Source organism: Rhodopirellula bahusiensis (assembly GCF_002727185.1).
Taxonomy (GTDB): Bacteria; Planctomycetota; Planctomycetia; order Pirellulales; family Pirellulaceae; genus Rhodopirellula; species Rhodopirellula bahusiensis.
Genome location: NZ_NIZW01000022.1, coordinates 1 through 22,199, shown reverse-complemented (window position 1 = coordinate 22,199; position 22,199 = coordinate 1). Strand labels below are relative to the sequence as shown.

Genomic DNA, 22,199 nt, shown 5'->3' with positions numbered 1-22,199 from the left:
ATCATCGCGCGCATGAACTGAATGGGTTGCGGTCCACCGCGTTAATTCATTTGTCCGTCGATGACTAGCTTCCAATGGCCTTCCGAAAAATCGAATTGGAAGCCGCGATTGGAGCCTTTGCCATTCGTTAAAGACTTCTGCAATTTGCCCAGAACCTCCGGCGAGGCCGTGCTAACGAGAGCAAGTGCTTGATCGTAACGGGTAATCAGTGCGTCTCGCTGTGATTTCAAGATTCTCGCCAACATCGCGATGGTTGAAGGATTCTCCTTCTGCTGATCATCCTCGAATGCAATCCACTGGCGAGCGAAGGTTTCGAACTGTTTGTCTTCCAACAAATCAAGCTGCGCCGACAAATGTTCCGCCAACAATCGCATCTTATCCTGCATGCGTTGCCGCTGAGTTGTCACCGCTCGGTAGGCATCCTGGCTGCTGAATTTTGACAACCCCAACCGTCGAATGTCACCTCGTTCGGACATCAGAACCAAAACCCCTTTGTCCGTCAGATCGATTTGCCGAGCTTGAATCTTCCCGGTGCCTTTTGCCGCATGCCACGTTTCCAGTTCGAACTCGGCAAACTCTACCAATTCCTTTTCCGTAAACGTGTCCACGGGTTCCGATAGCTCGCTGGGATCAAATCGGTCCTGCGCCGCACGCGTTCCCATCGCTCCCCAAACTCCAAACGGACTGGGGCTTCCTGGAGGAAGCGTTTTGCCATTGTCCAAGTGTCCTTCGGCAACGGTCGAAGACTTTTGATCGCCCGCATCGATCGAACTGCTCGCGAATCGAATGGCTCCATCTGCCATCAACACGTGAGCTCCCTCGCCGTGCAGACTGGACGCCGACATCACGCCCTCGAGTTCACCTTTCTCCGATGTTGCCGAGTGAGAATTGGGTGGCAGAATGGTTTGAACACCCATCGATAACAACGATCCGTCGGCCCAACACGCACCGCGTCCCTCGGGCCAGTACTTGGTTTGATCGTCTTCGTGAGCATCGATGCAAACCGCCGGTCGCTCGATCAGTCCGGGGATGTTTTTGGCGACTCTCACGCCGCCGATTCGAGCCTCGCTCATCAGCAACGTATTGGACAACCCATCCAGCACATCGCGAAAACGAAAGACCATTTGATAGCCAAACACCCCTCTGAGAGCACCCGGCGTTCGACCATAAGGTGGCATTTCTTCTAGCGGAGATGCCCCCACATTCATCACCGCGTCGCCATAGTTGATGGTGTAACTGGCAACCGTCGGAAAATCCTTTGCGGTTGGATCGGCGGGACAAACCAACACCTCGGGCCGTTCGTTCCAAGGTGTGTACTTCTCGGGATCAAACCATGGAACCGGGCCCATCGCAGGGAAGACCTCCCCATTGGCTCGCAATGGGTTGGCAATTTTTTCCCACAACGGTTGTTGTTCAAAGAATGGAGTCAAACCCACCAGCGGACTCAAACGATTCGCGTTGCCCAATGTCGGCTCATCCGCACTTCCGGAGGATGTCCCGCCGCATCCCATCGGCATCACTCGATAGGCCGAACGATAATTGTGCAGTGCCAGACCCAACTGCTTGAAATTCATCTCACACGTCGACCTCCTCGCGTTTTGCCGCATACGAGGGACAAAACCAGCCAACAACACCAAACCCACCATCGATGCCACGCAAATCGCAACGACATCAACCATTTTCGTGGAGTGACTCTTTCTCATGACTTCATCCCGACCTAAAAAGAAATCCGAGCAAGACGTTCGTGTTGGAAACGCTACGATCCCAAACGGAACACGCCTATCTATCTACAAACGTGAAGACCATTCACCTCGATCGATTACATCACTAATGAACATTTGCTGGGCCACCAAGATCGACTCATGCAGTTGCTCCGCAGTCACCGAGCCGGCTTTGTTGGACACATCCAACGTACCGGTTGCATCACTTAAAAACTCGACCTGGTACCCGCGGTGAAAGGCTTGTCGAGCCGTTGTGTCGCAACAAACTTGCGTCATGTAGCCCGCGATACTGACCGTGTCGATGTCGTTGGATTTCAAGAAATCCTCGAGGTCAGTGTTGGTAAACGAACCCGGCAAAGCCTTGTCAATCAAAGCGTCTCGGTGCCGAGACTCCACCTCCGGATGCAATTGCCACATCTCGCTGCCTTTGCAAAAAACGGGCGAGTCCGGATCGGGTTGGTGATGTCGAATCACCGCTGTCGGTACCTTGGCATCCCGGGCCTGATCCATGACTTCCAAGATCGATTCCAAATGTCCGACGGGATGTCGAATGGGGAACGCGCCATCGAAGTATTCACGCTGGACATCGATCACCAACAAAGCTCGCTTCATTCGTCTGCCTTTGAGAAACCAGAAAAGGGGGAGTGCGAATACACCCTGAGGATGATCATGGCACTTCAGACGCTCGAATGCAAACTTTCGCGTTTCGCGAATCTGACTTCAGGGGCGAATCTGCAAATTCAACAGATCCTCTCGCAGTTTGCCCTCAGTCAGTTGCGGGTCTTTCATCAGGTCGCCGTACTGCAACATCGATCGCGCCAACCTCGCGGCGACCGTTTGGTTCTCTGGTCTGCCAATGTGATTCTCGGTTTCGTGTGGGTCCTTTTCCAAATCAAACAGCCAAGGTCGATCGCTCGCCGAAACAATCAGCTTGTAGCGATCCGTCACCGCCGCGACCCAAGCCGCCTTGCTCGAAGCAGCTCGCAGAAACGTGACGCTGTTTCCAGGAAGCTCTTTGTCATCCGGTTCCGCCTTTCGAAACCATTCTGAAAGGTCGCGGCCCTGCGTTCCCTCCGGCAGTTCTTGCTGCAGCAACGACAGCAACGTGGGTGAGAAATCTACCGTGCCCATCGCTTGGTCGATTTGCAATCCCGCCGGGACGAGACTCGGCGCGGCGATGATCATCGGCACCTTTGCACTGCCCTCGTAAGGATTGCCCTTGTTCAATCTTCCGTGTTCGTAACACAGGTCGCCATGGTCCGAGGTGAACACCACCACGGTATTCTCAGTCAAATTCAGTTCACCCAAGAGATCCAAAAGCATCCCCACGTTGTCGTCAATGCAACGCACCATTCCAAAGTACTGCGTCATCAACCGAGCGTTGAACTGTTGCTCCACTTTCCGGTTGGTCGCTGGCAACCACCCCGGTTGTTCCCCCTCGAGCTGGAACGTCGTCGGTGGTCGAACGGCCATGTTCTCGAACATGGTGTCGTAGGGTTCACGAACGGTGTTGGGTCCGTGCGGATCCGGCAGCGACAAGTGATAGCAGAACGGTTCCGCCGCATGCTCCCGTACAAAATCGGCAGCTCGATCGCACAACCAATCCGTGCTGAATGTCTTCTCGTCGGCGCCGGCCAAGTTGTAGTTCGGTTGCCCCTTCTTGCTCGTCGCGGCCACGACCGGCTGACCGCCTTCGAAATCGAACTTCTTCCAGTGCCCTCGGTTGAACATGTATCGATTGTCTGAGAAACCAAACTTTCGATCGGGTCCCCACTGAGGTTTCCCGGGACCATCCAAATGCCACTTGCCCGCATAGCCGGTCGCGTACCCAGCCTGACGCAAGACTTCAGCGAACGTCACCATGTCGCCGCGAAGAGGGCGGTCGTTTTGGTAAGCGCCCGTGTTCTGCGGGTACCGCCCTGTGAAGAAAGCCGCTCGAGACGGAGTGCAAACCGGCGACGTTGCATAGAACGATGTGCAGATGGCTCCGCGCGCTGCGATGGAATCGATGTTGGGAGTTTCTACAACGGCACCTTCGCCCCAAATTTCGGCCCCTTCCATCGGCAACGTGTCGCGGTAACACCCCAAAGTACGGAAGTTGTGCTCATCGGTTTGAATGATCAACACGTTCATCAGCGGGTTCGCCGCCAATACCAAAGACGCGTCGCTCACGAGACAGCAAATGCCCAAAGTCACCGCAGCTCGGACCAAAATGATCCCTGTTGAGATTCGGGATCGCAGATTGGACGAACGGCGATTGAATGGTGAAGCGAGCATAGAAAAACCGTCTGCGATGTTCGGTGACAAAATGATGTCCCATGAGAGTAACTCGTGCGACCCAGTCAAGCGATCAACCATTGCTACTGTCATGTTTCTCAGAGACGCTAAGATAGGTGATCTGCCTTGCGGCATTCGAACCGAACGTTTCCAGGACTTTGCTCCGATCCATGCGACCTTCCTCCCAAAAATCTTCCCAATCGTTCCATTTTTTTTTGGCGGCAGCTCTGTCGACCGCAGCAGCGTTTGGATTGGTCGGATGCAATTCGGGTAGCAGCGTCAATCCAGAGCTGATTGAACGCCTGATCGCCAGCCAAGCAGACTCGCGACCAACCGATGCCGAATCGATTCGAGCATTTTGCGGCGATTGTCACGACTCACCCGACCCTGGGATCTTTGAATGGGATCACTGGGAAGAAGAAGTGGATCAAGGATTTCGTTTGTACCGCGAATCGCTTCGAGATGATTTGGTTCCGCCAGATCGCGACGCAACGCTGGCCTACTACCGCGACACTTCGCCTGAGAAATGGGACATGCCCATTCCTGAGCGTTCAATGGACATTCGTTTTGAACGACATGTCATCGATTGGCCGAGAAATCCAGCGATCAGCGCCGTGTCCAGTCTTTTGAGACTGCCGGATCGCGTTGGAAATCCAACGATTGCACTCACGGACATGTGGACAGGCACCGTCGCACAGTTTTCTGCGGAGCAACCGAGGATCGATCAAATCAACGTCGATCTGTTGGCTTCTGTCGCACACGCATCCCGCGTGGCGGAATCAGATTTGGATGGTGATGGGATAACCGATTTCTTGGTCGCCGATCTCGGAACTCACAACCCGCAAACCGAACACGAAGGCAACGTTTGGTGGCTGCGGCTGCATACCACCGGGCATTTGGCATCTGAATACGAGCGAATCCCCCTGCGACTCGCCATGTCACGCGTCGCAGACGCTCGACCGATCGATTTCGACAGCGATGGGGATCAAGACATCTTGGTCGGCGATTTTGGTTTGCACTTCGAAGGTGGATTGCATCTGGGCTTGAACCAAGGCGTCGATGCCGAAACAGGCGTCCCGCAGTTTGAGTGGCGGACACTCGACGAGCGACCTGGCATCATCACGATTGAAGTGTTGGACTTCGATGGGGATGGAGAGGAGGACTTTCTCACGCTCCTGACTCAGCACTACGAAGCGATCCAGTTCCATCGCAACCTAGGCGACGGAACATACGAGACGATCGTGCTGCATCAGGCGTCCAACCCGGCCTACGGTTCCAGCAGCATGCAAATCGTTGACTTCGATCAAGATGGTGATTGGGATGTTTTGGCGACCAATGGCGACACATTTGATGATTCATTGGCCAAGCCCTACCACGGCGTATGGTGGCTCGAAAACGAAGGGTCTTATCCGCTGAAGCGACACGATGTGGGAACCATGCCGGGTTGTTACCACGCGTCAGCTGCTGACTTCGATCACGATGGTGATTTGGACATTGCGGCCACGTCCTGGCTGGGCAACCAGGAAATCGCACGCTATCCAGCGGATTCGTTCGACGGTTTGGTTTGGTTTGAGAACGAAGGCAACACATCGGAAGATTCAACATTCAACTTCCAACGGCACACCTTGGAAATGAATCGCTGCCAAGCGGCGACCTTGGAAGTCGTGGATTGGAATGGCGATGGATATGATGATCTGTTGGTCCCGCAATCGGTTATGGCGTTTGGTGCCGTGCAACCTTTGGTCGTTTGGATCAATCAAGGAGACGCGGCGAGGGGACCTAGCAATTGAGCGTTCGCAAACGAAAAAGCCGCGTCAAAGCGAACGACTCCGCAGCGGAAGTGAAGGGCTCATCGTCGAGCTCGTGGGTCCGAAAACCAATGGCCCTCATGGTTCTTGTTTGCATTCTTGGTTTGGGAGTCGCGTTGGCCGTGCCGTCCCGATGGCACTGGTATCGCTATGAGACACACCTGCGCAATACAAACTACGCGGCGGCAACTGAATCATTGGAATCTGCCCAACGATGGTGGGCATCGACCGCCAATGTGAACTTGGCCAAGGCACGCATCTTGGCAGAGCAGGGGTATGGGGAAGAAGCAATGGCGGCGATCGTCATAGCTGAAAACTTCGGAGCTGACCCTTCGATCGCTTCCGCCATGAAATCGCGATTGAAGTGGCAAAGTGGACAACTGGATTCGCGAGCCGATCAATTCAGGGACCCAAACTTCACAACAGATGACCTGGCTGCGATCGCGATGGGGCACATCGTTCAAGGCGACTTTGACGAAGCAACCGAAATCATCGAAGCATGGCAGGAGTTGGATCCTCACGATGCATCTGCCAACGTCACCGCGTCTTTAATCTCGCAAGAATACAAAGACGCGGATCAAACCGGCAAATTGTTGAGTCATGGCGTCTTAGAAAACCCTGAGCACATCTCGGCTCGCTTTCTGCTGGCCCAGCACCATTACGCGCAGCGAAATTTCGACGCCGCCTTGGCTGGTTTCGAATCCGTCATCCAATCGCTTTCGCCGCACGTTCCATCAGGCGACCGTGTTTCGATCAACGGCGAACAACTTCATGCCTCCCGATTCATTCGTGCGTTGGTCTTGCAAGAGCAGGGACGAATCGATGAAGCCGAACTCCAGTTCAAAAGCTTGCTTACGTCGTTCGACGAAGACTTTGCAATTCGCTATTCGCTCGCCAACATGCACGCGTTGCACGGGCACGGCGATAAGATTCTGGAAACGCTGCAACCAATTCTAGATCGTTTCCCCGAAGACATCTCGCTGAACTATCTGATGGCCACTGGCGAGACCCTTCGAGGCAACGTTTCACAGGCCAATCAGTGGATCACCAAGTACTTGCAGGCCCGCCGACAACTGAACCAGCTTTTGGAAGCAGAGCGTAAGCGGGGCAATCGCCCGCCTGATCCTGAGTTCTACATGCAATTGGCGGAAGCCTACTTGCGGTTCAAATGGGACGATGCCAAACCATGGTTGGATATGGCGGCTTCGTTGCAGCCTCGATCACCTCGTGTGCGTCTTGGCTACCGAAAGTTCTTTGAGAACTCCGGCAACTTTGAACAAGCGGCCCGATACAGCAACTGACGACAATGAATCAGTCAGCGGATTTTCTTTGCAGGATCAAGGGGCGAGCCGGGACATTCGATTCTGAGAGTCGAATGGGGGTAATCGGCGGACAAGCGGTTGGACCTTCATACACGGTCCATAGTGGCTGGCCCACTTCGACGTGATCTCCAACCCGAACGTGCAAGTCCATTCCAACGCCTGGTTCCACCGGATCGGTTGTCTTGCGGCGGCCTCCGCCCATCGCAATGATCGCATCACCGATCGCGGGGCAGTCGATCGATTCGACCCACCCGGAACGCTCCGCCACAGTGGAGCTTTGTTTGCCCAGCGGCAAATGACCGGAAAGCTTGCCGCCTTGTTCGTGCACCATTCGCTCGAACCGCTCCATCGCTTCGCCGGATTCCAGTTTGCTTGCCAGCAGCTTCTCGGCCGCGTGCAAATCGCTGGACTGCTTCGTTGCCACCAACAACTCCGCCGACAATCGCAACGTCAACGCTCGCACTTCCTCCGGTCCGCCACCACGAAGCACGTCGAGTGATTCATTGACCTCGTTCGCGTTTCCGATGGCTCGTCCAAGTGGCTGATCCATGTCGGACAAAACAGGGATGGTCGGCAAGCCCGCTTCCGCGCCGACTTCTTGCAGTGAGTCCGCCAATTCGGTTGCCTGCTGGATTGTCGGCATGAAGCCCGCCGACCCGACTTTCACATCCATCACCAATGCATCCAAATTGGCTGCCAGCTTTTTGCTGAGGATGCTAGCCGTGATCAGACCGACGGATTCGACCGTGCCGGTGACATCTCGCAGGCCGTACAACCGACGGTCCGCCGGCGCAATCGACTCGGTCGCTCCCACGATGAAGCATCCCACCTCTTTCAGGACTCGGCTGGATTGATCGGTGCTCAGCTGAGTTTGGTAGCCCTCGATGGCTTCCAATTTGTCGAGTGTCCCACCGGTTCGCCCGAGGCCGCGGCCGCTGATCATCGGCACATCCACGTCGCAGCACGCGAGCAACGGAGCCAGGATCAGCGAGACTTTGTCACCCAGCCCGCCGGTGCTGTGCTTGTCGACTCGCGGCCGATCGTTGACGCGAGGCAGACGTTCACCACTGTCGACCATGCAGCGGGTCAGCTCCGCCGTTTCACGGCGATCCAAACCTTGAAAGAAGATCGCCATCGCCAAAGCCGACATTTGGTAATCCGTGACCTCGCCGCCGCAGTAGCCCTCGATCAGAAAACGCCATTGTGCGGCATCCAACACCCCTCCGTCCCGTTTGGTGCGGATCAAATTGGCGGTCAGCATCGAGCACTTGCCTTGCGAAAGACTAGGGAGGAAAAGAGAGTCAAACGGGGCGAGCACGGGCCGTGAAGGCGATGCACCAAGGCCCGGTGGAAAACCACCGTCTGACATCCTACAAACATCTGGCTTGGCTTTCGACAATTGGCCGCGATCGACTAAGCTAGGGCCCGGGTTCAACCTGAAGATTCTTTTCCTCCTTCCTCCGATTCACGGGAAATTTCGCCGATTGGGCGAACGTTTCCCGGTCACGCGAGAGCAAAACGTATGGCACACGGCGCAGCGAAACCCGTTCCCGCAGGCCCCCCCCGCGACATGTCGCCCGATGCGGTCGCGGCGCGGTTGAAAAGCAGTTTGCTGCAGGAAAAAAAGGAACTGGAAGTCGACAAGATCTTTCGGGCTCTCGTCAAACTCGAGGGTTCTGACCTTCACCTGAAAGTCGGCCAACCCCCTTTGGTGCGGGTCGGCGGTGAACTCAAACCGCTGAATCGGGGCCCCATCGAAGCCGAAGAAATGGTGCGGCTGCTGCTCCCGATGATGGACGAACGCAACCTGATCATCTTTGAAGAAGAAGGCGGGGCTGACTTTTCATATCAGTGCGAAGTCGACGACGTCCGCTGGCGATTCCGGATCAACATGCTGAAATCGCTCGGCAACATCGGTTTGGTCGCTCGTCGAATCAGCAACTTCATTCCCGATTTCCGCGGTCTGTTCCTGCCCGATTCGATCGAAAACCTGTGCCACTATGACCAAGGCATGGTGTTGCTCGCCGGGGTCACGGGTTCAGGAAAAAGTACGACGATCGGTTCGATGCTGAACTACATCAACAGCATCTACCGCAAACACATTCTGACGCTCGAAGACCCGATCGAATTTATCTTCACGGAAGACAAGTCGCTGATCAACCAACGAGAAGTCGGCCAAGATGTGGTCAACTTTTCGGTCGGTATGAAGCACGCGGTGCGGGAAGACCCCGACATCATTCTGGTCGGTGAGCTTCGTGACGAAGAAACGTTCATGACGGCGATTCACGCCGCCGAAACGGGTCACTTGGTTTTCGGAACGATCCACGCCGCGAGTGCATCAACCTGCATCGGCCGGATTCTGGACTTGTTCCCCGAAGAAATGCACGGGGCAATCCGCAGCGCCATCGCCTTCAACATGAAAGGCATCGTCGCCCAGAAACTGCTCAAGAGCATCAAGCCGGGCGTCTCGCGAGTGCCAACTTGCGAAGTGATGACATTCTCGCCGATGATTCGCAAACTGGTCCTCGAGGGCCACGACAACAAACTACCCGACGCGATTCGCATCGGTGCCGAAGACGGCATGCAAGACTTCACCATGAGTTTGAAACAATTGATCGACGACGAATTGATTGATCGGCCGACCGCCTTCGCAGTCGCACCGAACAAGGACGCGCTGAAGATGGCGCTCAAGGGCATCGACGTGAAAGCACCAGGAATTCTGTAAGTGGCCAAATCCAACGAAGAAGTACAACTCTGGCAAACCGTCGCTCCCGTTGAATTTGTTCCTCGGATCAAAGACAACAACGAACTGCAGGCGTTGCTGATCAGCACCCGCCAAGGCGCAGGCTATGCCATCGCCGGCGGCCAGATTTCGCATGCGATTTCCTCGCGAGCCACGCACATCCTGATGGACTTTTCCAAGTCCGCTTGTGCGATTCGCTATCAAATCGATGGGGCCTGGGAACAGCTTCCGCCGCTGGATCGCGAAAGCGGCGACGCGATGCTGTACGCACTGAAGCAACTGTGCCTGATGAACCCAGCCGATCGTCGCGGCAGCCAAAAAGGCGGCATGCGAGTCAAATTGGTCAAGGACAAGTACCAATTCAACGTCCAATCACAAGGCGTGCCCACGGGCGAACGTGTGATCTGCCGTCTGGAAGCCGAAGAGATGCCGTTCAAGAAATTGGGCGACCTCGGCATGCGGGACAAAATGATCGAACAGTTCAAAGAAAAACTGAACGGTTCGGGCAATATCGTCCTCATCACGGCCAAGAAAAGCGAAGGTGTTTCGACTTTCTGGAACGTCGCCATCAGCGCCGCCGACCGATTGGTCCGTGACTTCCAATCGTTCGAACCTGCGGAATCACCCGAACCCGAGATCATCAACATCTCGCCCAACTTGTTTGGTGGAGACACGGGGAAAACCGAACTCGAGATGGTCAACCGAATGGTTCTTCGCGAACCGGACGTGTTGATGTTCCCCAACCCGCCGCAGCCTGAATCACTGAAGGTTGCGTTGGAACAAGTCGTCGCGGCCGACCGACAAGTCATCCACCGGATGGCGGCCGAAAGTGCCATGCCCGCCTTGCTCACGTTCCTTGGACGATACCCTGAGTGCCGAAGCTTGATCGCTGACAACCTCGGCTGCGTGATCCATCAACGGTTGGTCCGTCGCCTGTGCGACAACTGTAAAGTCGGGTTTGAACCGCCTCCAAAGCTGCTCGCTCAACTGGGCATCCCCGCAGGTCGAGTTCCTCTGCTTTACAAGCCGTTCATTCCACCGCCGATCGAACAGCAAGTCGACGAGAACGGGCGGCCTGCGCCAATCACACCGTGCCCCGTCTGCAATTCACGAGGCTACCACGGTCGCATCGGGCTGTACGAACTGCTGACACCAGGCCCGCAACTCAAAGCAGCATTGGCCAAGTCTCAGGATGCCGGCCAGTTGACCGCAATCGCCAAATCCGAAGGTTTCCGCCCCGTCCAATCCGAAGCCGTCCTCACGGTCGCCCGCGGACTGACCAGCCTCGACGAACTCAAACGAGCCTTCGCCAAACGCTGAGAAATGGTCGCGGAGCTCACCCATTCTTTCAAAGCTTGAAAGAGACATGAGCCCCGTTCGCTCAGCCAAAACAAGCCGAGGCTTGAGCTTGACCTCGGTGGTGTCTGTGGCCGTTTCGTTCCGCGTCGGCTTTCATTGATTCCGGACGGCCTACACAGCTGGTCTTGCCGAAGTACTTTTGCCAGTCCCATACCAGGTCACGCCACATCGATGCCTCAATGCCGACCTCCGAGAGCGTTCGAGCCAGACGCTTGGGTAGCTCGGCAACTTGACCGGCGACGGACTGCGCCGCTGTCCAGTCCAGCAACCGCTTGTAGTCGCTCCAGCGAATACTGAGAAACCCACGGTCACTGCTGCGAATGCCTTTCGTGTGGACTTCCGGTTCTGCTGAAAGCGTTGTTTTGCTCAACGTCAGCGGGCTGAGCCATCCGTCGCGACGAATGCGTTTGCCCGTTGGATTGCGTCGCTTTGCCTTGCGTTTTTCCTGGAGGACTTCGACGGGCGTCTCTCGAATTTCGCGTCCGGCTTCTTCCGTGGGGATCGGTTTTAGATCAAACGCGGCTGATGGGATTCGCTCTCCTTTGGAAGCTTCGATCCGGTCGTAGGCACTGGTGTGGGGGCTGGTCTCGGGCGTGGTGGACATGGCCGCTCGAACTGGATTCAGGTCGACGTACATGCTGCACGCGAGCAAGCCTGCTTCATCGACAATTCGTTGGGATTTGAAGCGACCTTCCCAAAACCGGCCGGTGCATTCGTCTTGTTTGTTGGCCATCCGGGCAATCGGTTCGGCCAGGGCTCTCATGAACCAAGAGATGTCGGACAGGCGGCGGCGAACTTCAGCCAATCGCTCCTTATCTCGAACCAGCATCTGAACGTCGTTTTCAGTGGGTTCGGCCAAGTGTTCTTCGAGACGTCGGCCGGGGAAGACTCGCAGCCAGCGAATCGCCACCTCTTCGTTGCTCCACTGAGCACAAACATCCGGCCGATTACGGAGGATCTGATGCATGTGGTTGCTCATCACCGCGTACGAAAGAACGTCGACGGCGAACACCGACGCCAGGGCCTCCATCCGCCGTCGAATCCATTCTTTGCGAAACGAGAAATCCTTGCCGGTTGCGTGATCGACACCAGCCAAAAAGGCTCGGCGGACACATCGCTGCACGACATGCACGATCCCAACTTCACCGGAATCAAACTGTTCACATCGCTGAGGCCGCGGCATGGCTGTGCTCTCTATCTCGAATCCGACTGAAAAGACAACTGGATCCTACGCAGCGGCACTCGAGAGTCAACGTTTGGTGGGTGGCACCATCCGAGAGTCAACGTTTGGTGGGTGGCACCATCCGAGGGCAATCCGACGCCATCCAAGGTTTGGTGGGTGGCACCATCCGACGGCGTGTGTTGCGAATACAAGCGGTTCGAAGCCAAACATCCGTTGTCCAAGAACCATTAGTGTTCGATCAGCGGAGATTAGTGTTCCATTGACCGCTCCGGCGGAACACTAATCCACTCTGATTGGACACTAATCTTTGGTGTTTCGAGATGTGGGGTAGTAAAAGGCTGGAAGCCTATCCCACTTCTTTTCCTCTCGGCTATGTTGCGTGAAGAGGTTAGTCGGAAGGTCGTCGTTCCTTTTGCTTTTGCGCGCCCCGATGGGACAATGGATCAACCTATCAGTCTGACAGCCCGTATCCTCGTCCTCTTTGCAGTCGACCGATGTCTCAATCGCCAGTCTCCGATCCTTTCCAACCTCAACCTGCGTACACCGAACCCAAGAGGTCCAACACAGGCTGTATCCTGCTTGGCTTGGGCGGTGGTTGCTTGGTCGCTTTGTTGGTTTGCGGCGGTTTGATTGGAACCGGGGTCTTCGGTGTCTTCGCGATGATCAAATCGAGTGAACCGTACACCGAATCTCTCGCCAAAGCCCAATCCAACGTGGAATTGCAGACCATGATCGGAGAACCGATCGAGCCTTCGGCACTGGTCCAAGGAAACATCCAACTCAATAATGATGACGGCGACGCGGATTTGAACTATTCGGTGAGCGGACCAAACGGATCAGCGACGGTTCATGTGATCGGAACCAAAGCCGATGGAAGCTGGGACTACAGCAGAATGGACGCCACCACCGCTGACGGGACGACGATCGACTTGTTGGTCGACTAGCACTCCACTGCAGCGTGGCTTTTGGATTGAATCGTAGTGGATGACGCAAGGAATCCTCTTGCGTGATTTGTGCATCGAGGACTCGTCGCCTCGTCCACTACCTACCGCGCTCCGCAAGGCGGTGCAGGTTTTTCCTCTTGGATTGCTAGGCGTTCCATGTCACCGTCCCCTTGGAAGTGTGTATTACGAAACCGCGGCTAACGCCGATCGGCTGATGGAATTGCGGTTGGACACATAACATCGCGCGACGCTTCTCTTTGCGGAAGTCGGTGGGCTTTGAAAGATGGCGTTTTGTGATTCAGAGTCTCGGAGAGACTCTGCTACGTGTGGGAGTCTGGCTTGTCCACCTTGGCCACTAAACCAAGGTCGGCCAGGACCACGTAGGCGGCGGGGAGGGCGATCAGCACGAGGACCGTCGATGCAAGCATGCCGAAGCACACGCTGACGGCCAGCGGGATCAACACCTGGGCTTGGCGACTGGTTTCGAACAACAGCGGCATCAAGCCGGCAATCGTGGTGGCCGATGTCAGCAGGATCGCGCGGAAGCGAAGTCGGCTGGCTTGTCGTGCCGACTCGATCACGTCTGTTCCCTCCGTGCGTTCTTGTTTCAGAAACAACACCAACAGGATCGAGTCGTTCACGACCACACCCGCCAGCGACACAAATCCGAGCACGCTGGGGATCGATAGCGAGTTGCCCGTGATCAGGTGTCCCCAAATCACGCCAATCAACGCCATCGGGATCGCTGCCATCACGATCAACGGTTCGGTCCAGCTTTCAAACTGATAGCTGAGAATTGCGAACACACCGATCAAACCCAACACGAACGCTTGCAGCATCGAGTTCCCCGTTTCGGCTGACTCTTGCGATTCACCTTCGATCTGAATGCGGACATTGGGATGTTGCTCTTCAATTTCAGGGATCGCTTCGCGACGAAACAACCCCATCAGCGCCGCCGTGTTGGCCACCCGCGTGTCGACTTCACCGATCAATGTCACGGTGCGGCGACCATTCAGCCGTGCGATCCGCGACCAGCCCGTTGCGACGTCGACTTTGGCAACCGCCGACAACGGCACGCGGCTGCCATCGGCCAAGACAACATGAAAATCGGCAAAGTCAGCGAGGCTGTCTCGGTCCGACGTTTTCAATCGTGCCTCGATCTCATACGCCTCCGTGCCGACTTGGATTTCATCGGCGACCGTGCCTTGGAACGCCGCGCGAACTTGATCGGCGATCGTGGTCACATCCAACCCCAGCCCCACGGCGCCCTCATCCAAACGGATGCGATACTCTTGTTTCCCCGGCCGCAAGTCATCGGTCAGGTTGTAAACGCCTTGGTACTGGTCAAAGAACGCCAAGCCCTGTTGCGCGGCCGCTTTGGCATCGTGAAGACTGTCGCTTTGAAAGCGGATTTCGATCGGTCGACCCGCCGGGCCAAAGGCGGATTCGCCGTACGTGACACTGATCACATCGGGCAAGTTACCGACCTCTTCACGCCATGCCTGAACCACGGCGTCGATCCGCGTCGATCGATTTTCGGGGCTCAATAAATCGGCCGTGATCGTTGCCACGTGCGACCCCGATTCGAACGCGTCCGCGTTGGTCCCGAATTGAACCTGAACCGTTTCAACCAGCTCGCGACCGTCGGGTTGATCCGGCGTGAAGTGTTGATTGACTTTGTCCAGTCCCGCCGTGATCCGCTGGACAATCTTTTCAGTGCGTTCGATCGGCGTGCCTTGCGGCAACAAAATGCGGGCTTCGACGATTTCGCCTTCCGTCGTGGGAAAGCCTTGAAAGGGAACGATCCCGCTGACGACCAACGCCAACGAGGCCACGAACAAACCGGCCATGCTTCCGAGAAACAGGTAACGCCAACGGATCGCCGCATCGACGCACCGCCCCATCACCGATTCACGCAGCCAATTCAACGCGGTGTCGATCGCTCCACGCATTCGCCCGGACCTTTCCAAGCCGGAATGCCCCAGCGAGTGACCCAGGTGAGCAGGCAAGATGATGAACGCTTCGATCAAACTGACCGCCAGCACCAGGATCAACACGATCGGGATGACCTGCAGCACTTTCCCGATGAAACCGGCCAGCGACGCGAGCGGACCGAGCACACAAATCGTGGTCAGGAACGATGAAACAACACCGCCAGCGACTTCTTTGACGCCATCGACGGCGGCCTGCATCGCCGGTTTGCCGAGACTCAGATGCCTGGCGACGTTTTCAGCGATGACGATCCCGTCGTCCATCAGAATTCCAGTCGCCAGCAGCATTGCCGTCAGCGTGATCATGTTGATAGTCAGCCCAAACGTGGGCATCAAGAACAACGCGCCAAGGAATGATACCGGCAGGCTCATCACCACCCAAAACGACATTCGCAGGTTGAAGAACATCCACAGCGTGAAGAACACCAGGATGATTCCCTGCACCGCGTTCTTGAGCACCAACTGCAAACGATCGCTGATCAGCGTCGACATGTCGTTGACGACGGCGATGTTCACGTTCGGTTGACGTTCGCGTTCGGCTTCCAAGAATTCGTTGACCGCCGTGGTCACGCGGATCGCGTCTTGCGTTTTCGTCTTTTCAATCCTCAGCACGCCAGCCCGCTCGTCGCCCAGCAAGCTTTTGACTTCCTCGTCTTCGAACAAATCGACGACTTGGCCGAGGTCACGCAAGCGAAGCTCAGCTCCGCCACGCGTGCCTTTGATGATCAAGTCTTCCAGCTCCTCCGGCGTGCGACGCTGTTCAACGAAACGCAACAGGACTTCGTTGTCACGTGTTTCCAACGCACCGGCTGGAATGTCGATGCCTTGTCGTGCGATCACTCGGGCCACTTCGGACGCGGTCAGGCTGTAACGTCGCAAGGCTTCTTCGGACAGCTCGACGCGAAGTTGGCGATCGGAAAATCCGCTCAGTGCGACCAGCGATACTTGCGGCACCTGTTGCAAGCGGTCCTTCAGGTCTTCGCAGTAGATCTTCAAGTCGCCCGTCTCCATCGGGCCGTTGACCAGCAGAACCATCACCGCTTCGGTGCGTCCAAGTTGCGTGATCACGGGATCTTCGACGTCGACCGGAAACTCCGTGATCGCTTCGACTTCGGATTCGATGTCGTCTTGGAAGATCGAAATGTCGGCACCGTCCCGCATTTCGACCGTGATCACGGCAACGCCTTCCTGGGCATCGGAGCGGACTTCTTTAACGTTTTCGACGCCGTCGATCGCGTCTTCGACCCGTTGGCAAACCGCCTCTTCGACTTCCTCTGCCGTCGCGCCGCGATACAAGATTTGAATTTGGATTTCTGTTGCGGTGAACTCGGGAAAGGTCTCACGTTCGAGTTTGGGAAGCGCAAACACGCCCGCGATGATGAACAACAGCATCAACAGATTGGCCAGCGTTGGGTGGCGAGCGAACTGATCAATCATCGCTGCCTCCAACTTCTACGGGCTGCTTTCCCTTGGGATCCTTTGGGTAAGATGGACTTCCAAGTCCGTCAAGCATTTCCTGTTCGGCAGATGGACGGACTTGGAAGTCCGTCCTACGTGACTCTGAAGATGGCGTCGACGAAACAGCAACGACACCACTGGCGTCGGTGACCACTCGATCGAGCAGTTCGTCGTCGGCAACCGGATCGATCAACATCCCCTCAACGGCTGGCGCTGGATCGGAAACAATCAACTTCTCGCCTCCGGTCAGCCCGCTGCGGATGACGGCAAACTCTCCTTGCACGAACGCGACATCCACCGGCTGCTTTCTTAAACGTTGTTCGTCGTCCAACACATAAACATGACTGTCGTGAACCGTGTGTCGCGGAATGATGACTTGGTTCGGTCGAGCTTGCCCGATCAAGGTGACGCGGCAATACGTGCCCTGCAGCAACGGTGGACGGATACCGGGAATGACTTGTTCATACGGATCGTCAACACCGACCACCATGCTCAGGCTGCGAGTTTGCAGGTCCAGCGATTCACGGACTCGCATGAACCGGGCTTCCCAGCGGGCAGGGATATCCGACGATGCCATCTCGACCACGGCGCGGACGTTGAAGACATCACGCACACGCTGCATCGAAAATTCTTCTAGCGAGGCCGTTTGCGATTCGTTTTGAATCAGCCGCCGCACCTCACTCATCGGAGCCTGGGCTTCGACTTCGACCAAATCGATGTTGTAAGCCTCGAACAAGTCTTGCCCCGTGCCGACGTACTGGTCGACGTCCAGCGTGACTGTGCCGATTCGGCAGTGAAACGGAGCACGGATCTCGGTGTGCTTGAGGTCCAAGTGTGCCTGAGCCAACTGGGCTTGCTTGAGTGCCAGGTTGGCTTCTTGGCTTTGTTTCTGCGCGGGCAACAAGTTCAACGCGCTGGTCTGGTCCTGCAGGCGTTGTTGCTGGGTAAAGACAGATCGTTGCTGTGCGTCCAATTCCGATTGTGACGTGGCACTACGCGATGCCAGTTGTCGCAACCGTTCCATCTCCCGCTGAGTGACCGTCAACGCCTCGCGTTCGATCGCCAACGAGGCTTTCAAGTTTTCTTCGGTCCGCGTCAGCTCGTCGATCAACGCTTGGGCCTGTTTGATCTCGGCTTCCAATTGTGCGACCGCGTACTCGTATTCGGTCGGATCAATCCTTAGCAGCAACTGGTCTTTGTTGACGAACGATCCCGATTCCAGTTCCGGATGGACCTCGACGATTCGGCCGTCCACCTCAGCGACGGCTTGCCACGTTTGGCCGGGCGTAGCGGTGCCGTAGCCGACGACGCTTGGAACGACGTCGACCACGGGAACATCGATCACACGCAGCATTCGCGATGCTTCGTCGGCGACCTCCCGTTGCGGTTGCGGGCGGTTCCCCACGATCCAGATCGCGATGAAGATGCCCGCGACCAACGGCGGAATGAACAGTGACCGCATGCCAAATCGCTTGAGCGTTTGCAGGATCTTATTTGGAGTTTTGTCAGCCAACGCGAGTCTCCATCATTCGGGCATCCATCGTGTCGCCAAGTGCAATGGGATCGATCCGATTGGCCAGGCGGGGTGGGGTAGAAAGGTCGGGGGAACACCACGTGGGTGCAGCGAAGAGGCAGTTGTTCGGAGCCACTTGATCAGTCTTTCAATTTGTGGTTCGCGAGGTTGGATTGCATTTTCTGAAGCACCTTCTGTATCTCGGTCACCTGTGTTTTGGTGATGCCTTGCAGGGCACATTTGCGAAGCTCATCGAGCAACGGCAGGACGGTTTGCAGTTGTTGTTCGCCGCGAGCGGTCAATCCAACCATCACGATCCGAGCATCCTTGGGCGAGACACTTCGCTTGATGAATTTGCGTTCAACCAATCGGTCCAACTGCCGCTTGACGGTCGTCGGATCACGAACCATTCGCGACGCCAAATCGCTCATGCTCAGCGGCTCGCCCACATCGGCCAGCGTGACCAGGGTCTGAGTCTCTTCCGGTGTGAATGGCCAATCGGCCTGCTTGAGCACCGCGGCCATCCGGGTTCGCATCAGATAAGCGACCCGACCGATCGCGAATCCCGGCGTTGATTCGCTGTCAAAGTGCATTTGCGGCCTCCGGTGCACTTTCGGTTTCGGGCGTCGTCGCGTTTTCGAGTGGCGTGGGGCCTTGGAAAAGCGGCCGGTACCAATCGAAGTAGCAATAGATCAGCAGCGCACACGCGGCGAAGTCAGGGATCCCCACGACCAGAAATTGATGTGCAAAGAACGTCACGTACAGCAGGATGTTGAACGCGTAGGGCAGCGACATCAGCACCGCCAACGGAGCCGTTCGCGGCACGAACATCAACGCGCCAGTGACCGTCTTGAAAAAGCCGACCCAAAAGATCAGGTAGCCCGTTTGTTCCAACGCGATCATGAATCGTCCGACCTCGTCCGGCGTCTTATCCGCCGGAAAACCTCGCATGGCCAGACTCATCGTCATGATCCCGCTGCCAAACAGGAACAAAGCAAACAACAGCCGCACGACCAGCGCAAGTCGAGGCAATCGAACGCGGCGGGTTTCTGGTTGAATCACCTGAATCAGTCTCCGCAGTTGGAAGAAGGAAGCATCGGCTCGTCGCTCATCACGGTCGAGTTGCAGACAAACAGTTACCTGCACTATACAGCCATTTTTCCGCGGGTCAACTGTTTTGTTCAACCTGGACATTCCCGTGGCTCGGACGGTCAAACGAAATCGCCCAATGGAACGGCCGTGAGGCACACCCCGGTCAACGACGGCACTCCCGGTGATACCGCTCGCGAAAGGGAAAGATGAGCCACACAATTTGGATAGATGCCAGGCGGTCGGGCGGCCAACAGTGTCGGCCGATCAGACAATCGGTTTGGCTCGGCACAGGGCGAGATCAAAGGGGACGGGCGGCCTGCGCCAATCACACCGTGCCCCGTCTGCAACTCACGAGGCTACCACGGTCGCATCGGGCTGTACGAACTGCTGACACCAGGCCCGCAACTCAAAGCGGCATTGGCCTAGTCTCAAGATGCCGGCCAGTTGACCGCAATCGCCAAATCCGAAGGTTTCCGCCCCGTCCAATCTGAAACCGTCCTCACGGTCGCGCGAGGACTGACCAGCCTCGACGAACTCAAACGAGCCTTCGCCAAACGCTAGTCCGCCATTCCGGACACGTCGCCCCACATTGGCACAAGCAGTTCCCCCCTTCGCAGGCCGGATCGCAGCGGAGCGACGGATTCTGCATGACAGCACTTACCTTCGTTCCACTCAACCAGACCGGAACGTTGCTGACTAGCAGCATCGAACGATCCGTTAGCAAGAACGCTACCGCAGTTCTCTGGTGCCGTGGTATGGCTAATTTACCTCCGTCCCCTTTGATCGTTCGTCAATCGAATAACGCTACGCGTAACCGGGAACGCGCGAGAAAGTTTCTAACGGCCAGATCGCGTGGCTCGCGTTCTCCGGTTCACGCGATTGTTATTTGCCATTTTGAGCTAACACTAGAGATTCCGGAAGGATAGAGTCGTCCAGCCAGTTGTGCGTAGCCGCTAGATGCTGAATTTCGTTCGCACGCTCCATGATTGCAGCCCAGATTTCGGGCGACTCAAAATTCACCGTTGCATCATACGCAAGCGATGCGCATTCGTCGACGCAGTTCTGAGACGATTCTGCGCCTTTTAGAAGTGCAGCCCCAGCCCAACCGGTCAGTTTTGGAATTGTAGACGCCCGGGGGCACCCGTGTCGGATGGCGTGACCAGCGAACATGATGCCGTTGCGTTCAATACGCCGTAATCGTTTTAGGTGTGGGTTCGGCGTTACAAGGGCTTTGCGAATTTCGCGATGAGCAGCGTTTAGGTAAATAAGCTGTCGCTTGGGAACATCGGGTCGGTGCTTGCTAAAAAGCGGAATGGCGATCGACGCAGTTTCAACACAAAGCCAAACCCGGCAAGGGTGAGGTAGATCCGCGAACGGATCGGTGGTTTGCGTAAAGACGCGTTTTAGCCAATCGAGCATGGATCTTCAGTCAAATAACGTCACGCGTCACCGGGCGGCGGAAACCAGGTAACCGTTTGTGAAAACGCGCCACCGCCGCTCCGTGTGCACGCGATGGTTATGTCGCGATAATGGGTTTGTCGTGCGGAATCACAGATCAGGAATTCCGCGATGCCATTCAGTTAGATCGGTGGGTCCATCGACAGTGCCATCAAGTGAATCCCAGTCGTCCCACCCTGTGGCATGCATGTACATATCATCGGCAGCCATCATTGCCGAGGCATACGAGCCAAGCGCGGTGTCATCAATGCCGAGCCAGAATCGCCCCGGCGACTGGGGCTGCGGTTTGATCCAGAATGTACCGACACGCGTTTTGTAGTAGAAATGATCTTTCATGCGTCAGAATCGTTTGGAGTGTCTAAGTTCTCCTGAAACTCGTTAGTGCCTTCAGTGAAGTAGACCTTTGTCGATGTTCCGCAAATCGCGCAATCCATGGCTTGATAGACGCGACCATCAGGTTCGGTTTGCTTGGAATCGACACCCGCCGACTTGTGATGGGTCGGTTTGTCACACGTCGGACATGGACTCATTACGATGGTCATCGAGTTTCCTTTTGCAGCGGTGTTCGGTTCGGGGGCTTAGCGACATAACGCTGGCCGTAACCGGGTCGCGTCGAGAGATTTTAGTATTTGCCAAAACGCTTGACACGCGCCTCCGGTTCACGGCGTTGTTATCCGCCGTCGTGATTGCAGCAAAGACGATCGCGGATCAGATCACTTTGAAACCATACGGTGTTACGCCAATCAAGACGTTTAAGCGATCATAGAGCAGGTCATCGAAGACGTCATCTTCGGTGCGATCCGCTGTGTCTCCTTTACGCGGTTGTCGGATGGCCCAGTTACCACCATGTTCGATCCGAATTCGTCGCCGAAAGCGAACTAAATCGGAAATGGTCGCTGGCTCCAAATGAGCTTCATAGAAACAGCAGGTGTCCGGAGCAAGTTGCAACCGATCGGTCTCGTTTAGAATTTGTGCTTGGAGTTCATGATCGAGCCAAGCAAGATGGTTGTTGTCAAGTTCTCTGTGAAAGCTATTGCAAAATCGGTTAGCGTTATTTGTTGGGAGCAATGCGACACACACCACAGCCGAAGCGACTATCAACAGAGCAAGAGAACGCAGCGTGAATGTTCGTTTGATTGGCACGGTCTTCGCTCAATCGGATAACGTTAACGATCACGTGGTCGCCGTGAACGATTCACCACTTCAATGAAATCAACTCGGCGACTCGCGTGCATCGTCTGGTTCAAGTAAGCCGCTAACGCGGCGGTTTCGGTTTGGTGGTGGAACGGACGCGTGACGGATTGTTGGAAGCAACCTTTCAGGAGGAGCT

General features: G+C 56.0%; 17 protein-coding genes. 5 read left to right on the top strand and 12 right to left on the bottom strand.

Going from position 1 to position 22,199, the window contains the following annotated elements:
* Positions 1-41: 41 nt before the first annotated feature.
* From CEE69_RS23805 to CEE69_RS23795, 3 genes are all read right to left on the bottom strand, one after another.
* Positions 42-1,703, bottom strand: a complete 1,662-nt coding sequence (locus CEE69_RS23805) for a DUF1559 domain-containing protein (RefSeq protein ID WP_233215569.1) — start codon at positions 1,701-1,703, stop codon at positions 42-44.
* 84 nt (positions 1,704-1,787) lie between these two features.
* Positions 1,788-2,333, bottom strand: coding sequence for a cysteine hydrolase family protein (locus CEE69_RS23800; RefSeq protein WP_099263110.1), 546 nt, complete (start codon positions 2,331-2,333; stop codon positions 1,788-1,790).
* Between the two features lie 108 nt (positions 2,334-2,441).
* Positions 2,442-3,893 carry a sulfatase family protein gene (locus CEE69_RS23795; RefSeq protein ID WP_233215568.1) on the bottom strand — a complete coding sequence of 484 codons (1,452 nt, stop codon included), beginning with the start codon at positions 3,891-3,893 and terminating at the stop codon, positions 2,442-2,444.
* A gap of 275 nt (positions 3,894-4,168) precedes the next feature.
* Here CEE69_RS23795 and CEE69_RS23790 point away from each other — a divergent pair, with 275 nt between their 5' ends.
* Both CEE69_RS23790 and CEE69_RS23785 read left to right on the top strand, forming a co-directional pair.
* On the top strand, positions 4,169-5,788 hold the full coding sequence (locus CEE69_RS23790) for an FG-GAP repeat domain-containing protein (protein WP_099263109.1): 1,620 nt from the start codon (positions 4,169-4,171) through the stop codon (positions 5,786-5,788).
* Positions 5,789-5,886: 98 nt separating this feature from the next.
* Entirely contained in the window at positions 5,887-7,107 is a 1,221-nt protein-coding gene (locus tag CEE69_RS23785; RefSeq protein ID WP_143549324.1) for a tetratricopeptide repeat protein, read from the top strand.
* Between the two features lie 10 nt (positions 7,108-7,117).
* Here the strand turns inward: CEE69_RS23785 and CEE69_RS23780 are convergent, their stop codons facing one another.
* Positions 7,118-8,389: a thymidine phosphorylase gene (locus CEE69_RS23780; RefSeq protein WP_099263176.1), complete on the bottom strand. Its 1,272-nt coding sequence runs from the start codon at positions 8,387-8,389 to the stop codon at positions 7,118-7,120.
* A gap of 261 nt (positions 8,390-8,650) precedes the next feature.
* Here CEE69_RS23780 and CEE69_RS23775 point away from each other — a divergent pair, with 261 nt between their 5' ends.
* Both CEE69_RS23775 and CEE69_RS23770 read left to right on the top strand, forming a co-directional pair.
* Positions 8,651-9,853 carry a type IV pilus twitching motility protein PilT gene (locus CEE69_RS23775; RefSeq protein WP_099263107.1) on the top strand — a complete coding sequence of 401 codons (1,203 nt, stop codon included), beginning with the start codon at positions 8,651-8,653 and terminating at the stop codon, positions 9,851-9,853.
* Complete coding sequence (locus CEE69_RS23770) at positions 9,854-11,191, top strand: ATPase, T2SS/T4P/T4SS family (protein ID WP_099263106.1); 1,338 nt, start codon at positions 9,854-9,856, stop codon at positions 11,189-11,191.
* 61 nt (positions 11,192-11,252) lie between these two features.
* Here CEE69_RS23770 and CEE69_RS23765 read toward each other — a convergent pair whose 3' ends face one another.
* Positions 11,253-12,413 (bottom strand): hypothetical protein, encoded by a 1,161-nt coding sequence (locus CEE69_RS23765; RefSeq protein WP_099263105.1) that lies wholly within the window; start codon positions 12,411-12,413, stop codon positions 11,253-11,255.
* A 494-nt stretch (positions 12,414-12,907) separates the two neighbouring features.
* Between CEE69_RS23765 and CEE69_RS23755 the strand changes: the two genes are divergently transcribed.
* Positions 12,908-13,357 carry a cytochrome c oxidase assembly factor 1 family protein gene (locus tag CEE69_RS23755; protein ID WP_233215567.1) on the top strand — a complete coding sequence of 150 codons (450 nt, stop codon included), beginning with the start codon at positions 12,908-12,910 and terminating at the stop codon, positions 13,355-13,357.
* A gap of 320 nt (positions 13,358-13,677) precedes the next feature.
* Here the strand turns inward: CEE69_RS23755 and CEE69_RS23745 are convergent, their stop codons facing one another.
* The 7 genes from CEE69_RS23745 to CEE69_RS23705 form a co-directional block, all read right to left on the bottom strand.
* Positions 13,678-16,785: an efflux RND transporter permease subunit gene (locus CEE69_RS23745; protein WP_099263102.1), complete on the bottom strand. Its 3,108-nt coding sequence runs from the start codon at positions 16,783-16,785 to the stop codon at positions 13,678-13,680.
* Positions 16,778-18,319 (bottom strand): efflux RND transporter periplasmic adaptor subunit, encoded by a 1,542-nt coding sequence (locus tag CEE69_RS23740; RefSeq protein WP_233215566.1) that lies wholly within the window; start codon positions 18,317-18,319, stop codon positions 16,778-16,780. Before CEE69_RS23740 ends, CEE69_RS23745 begins: the two co-directional genes overlap by 8 nt.
* Positions 18,320-18,459: 140 nt before the next feature.
* The gene (locus CEE69_RS23735) at positions 18,460-18,912 is read right to left on the bottom strand and encodes a MarR family winged helix-turn-helix transcriptional regulator (protein ID WP_099263101.1); all 453 of its coding nucleotides are present in this window, start codon (positions 18,910-18,912) and stop codon (positions 18,460-18,462) included.
* Positions 18,902-19,381 (bottom strand): hypothetical protein, encoded by a 480-nt coding sequence (locus CEE69_RS23730; protein WP_390180001.1) that lies wholly within the window; start codon positions 19,379-19,381, stop codon positions 18,902-18,904. The genes CEE69_RS23735 and CEE69_RS23730 overlap by 11 nt, the downstream gene beginning before the upstream one ends.
* 912 nt (positions 19,382-20,293) lie before the next feature.
* A complete protein-coding gene (locus CEE69_RS32160; RefSeq protein ID WP_143549323.1) occupies positions 20,294-20,830 on the bottom strand; it encodes a hypothetical protein in 537 nt (178 codons plus the stop codon).
* A gap of 129 nt (positions 20,831-20,959) precedes the next feature.
* A complete protein-coding gene (locus CEE69_RS23715; protein ID WP_099263099.1) occupies positions 20,960-21,205 on the bottom strand; it encodes a hypothetical protein in 246 nt (81 codons plus the stop codon).
* 372 nt (positions 21,206-21,577) lie between these two features.
* Entirely contained in the window at positions 21,578-22,012 is a 435-nt protein-coding gene (locus CEE69_RS23705) for a hypothetical protein (RefSeq protein WP_099263097.1), read from the bottom strand.
* Between the last annotated feature and the right edge of the window lie 187 nt (positions 22,013-22,199).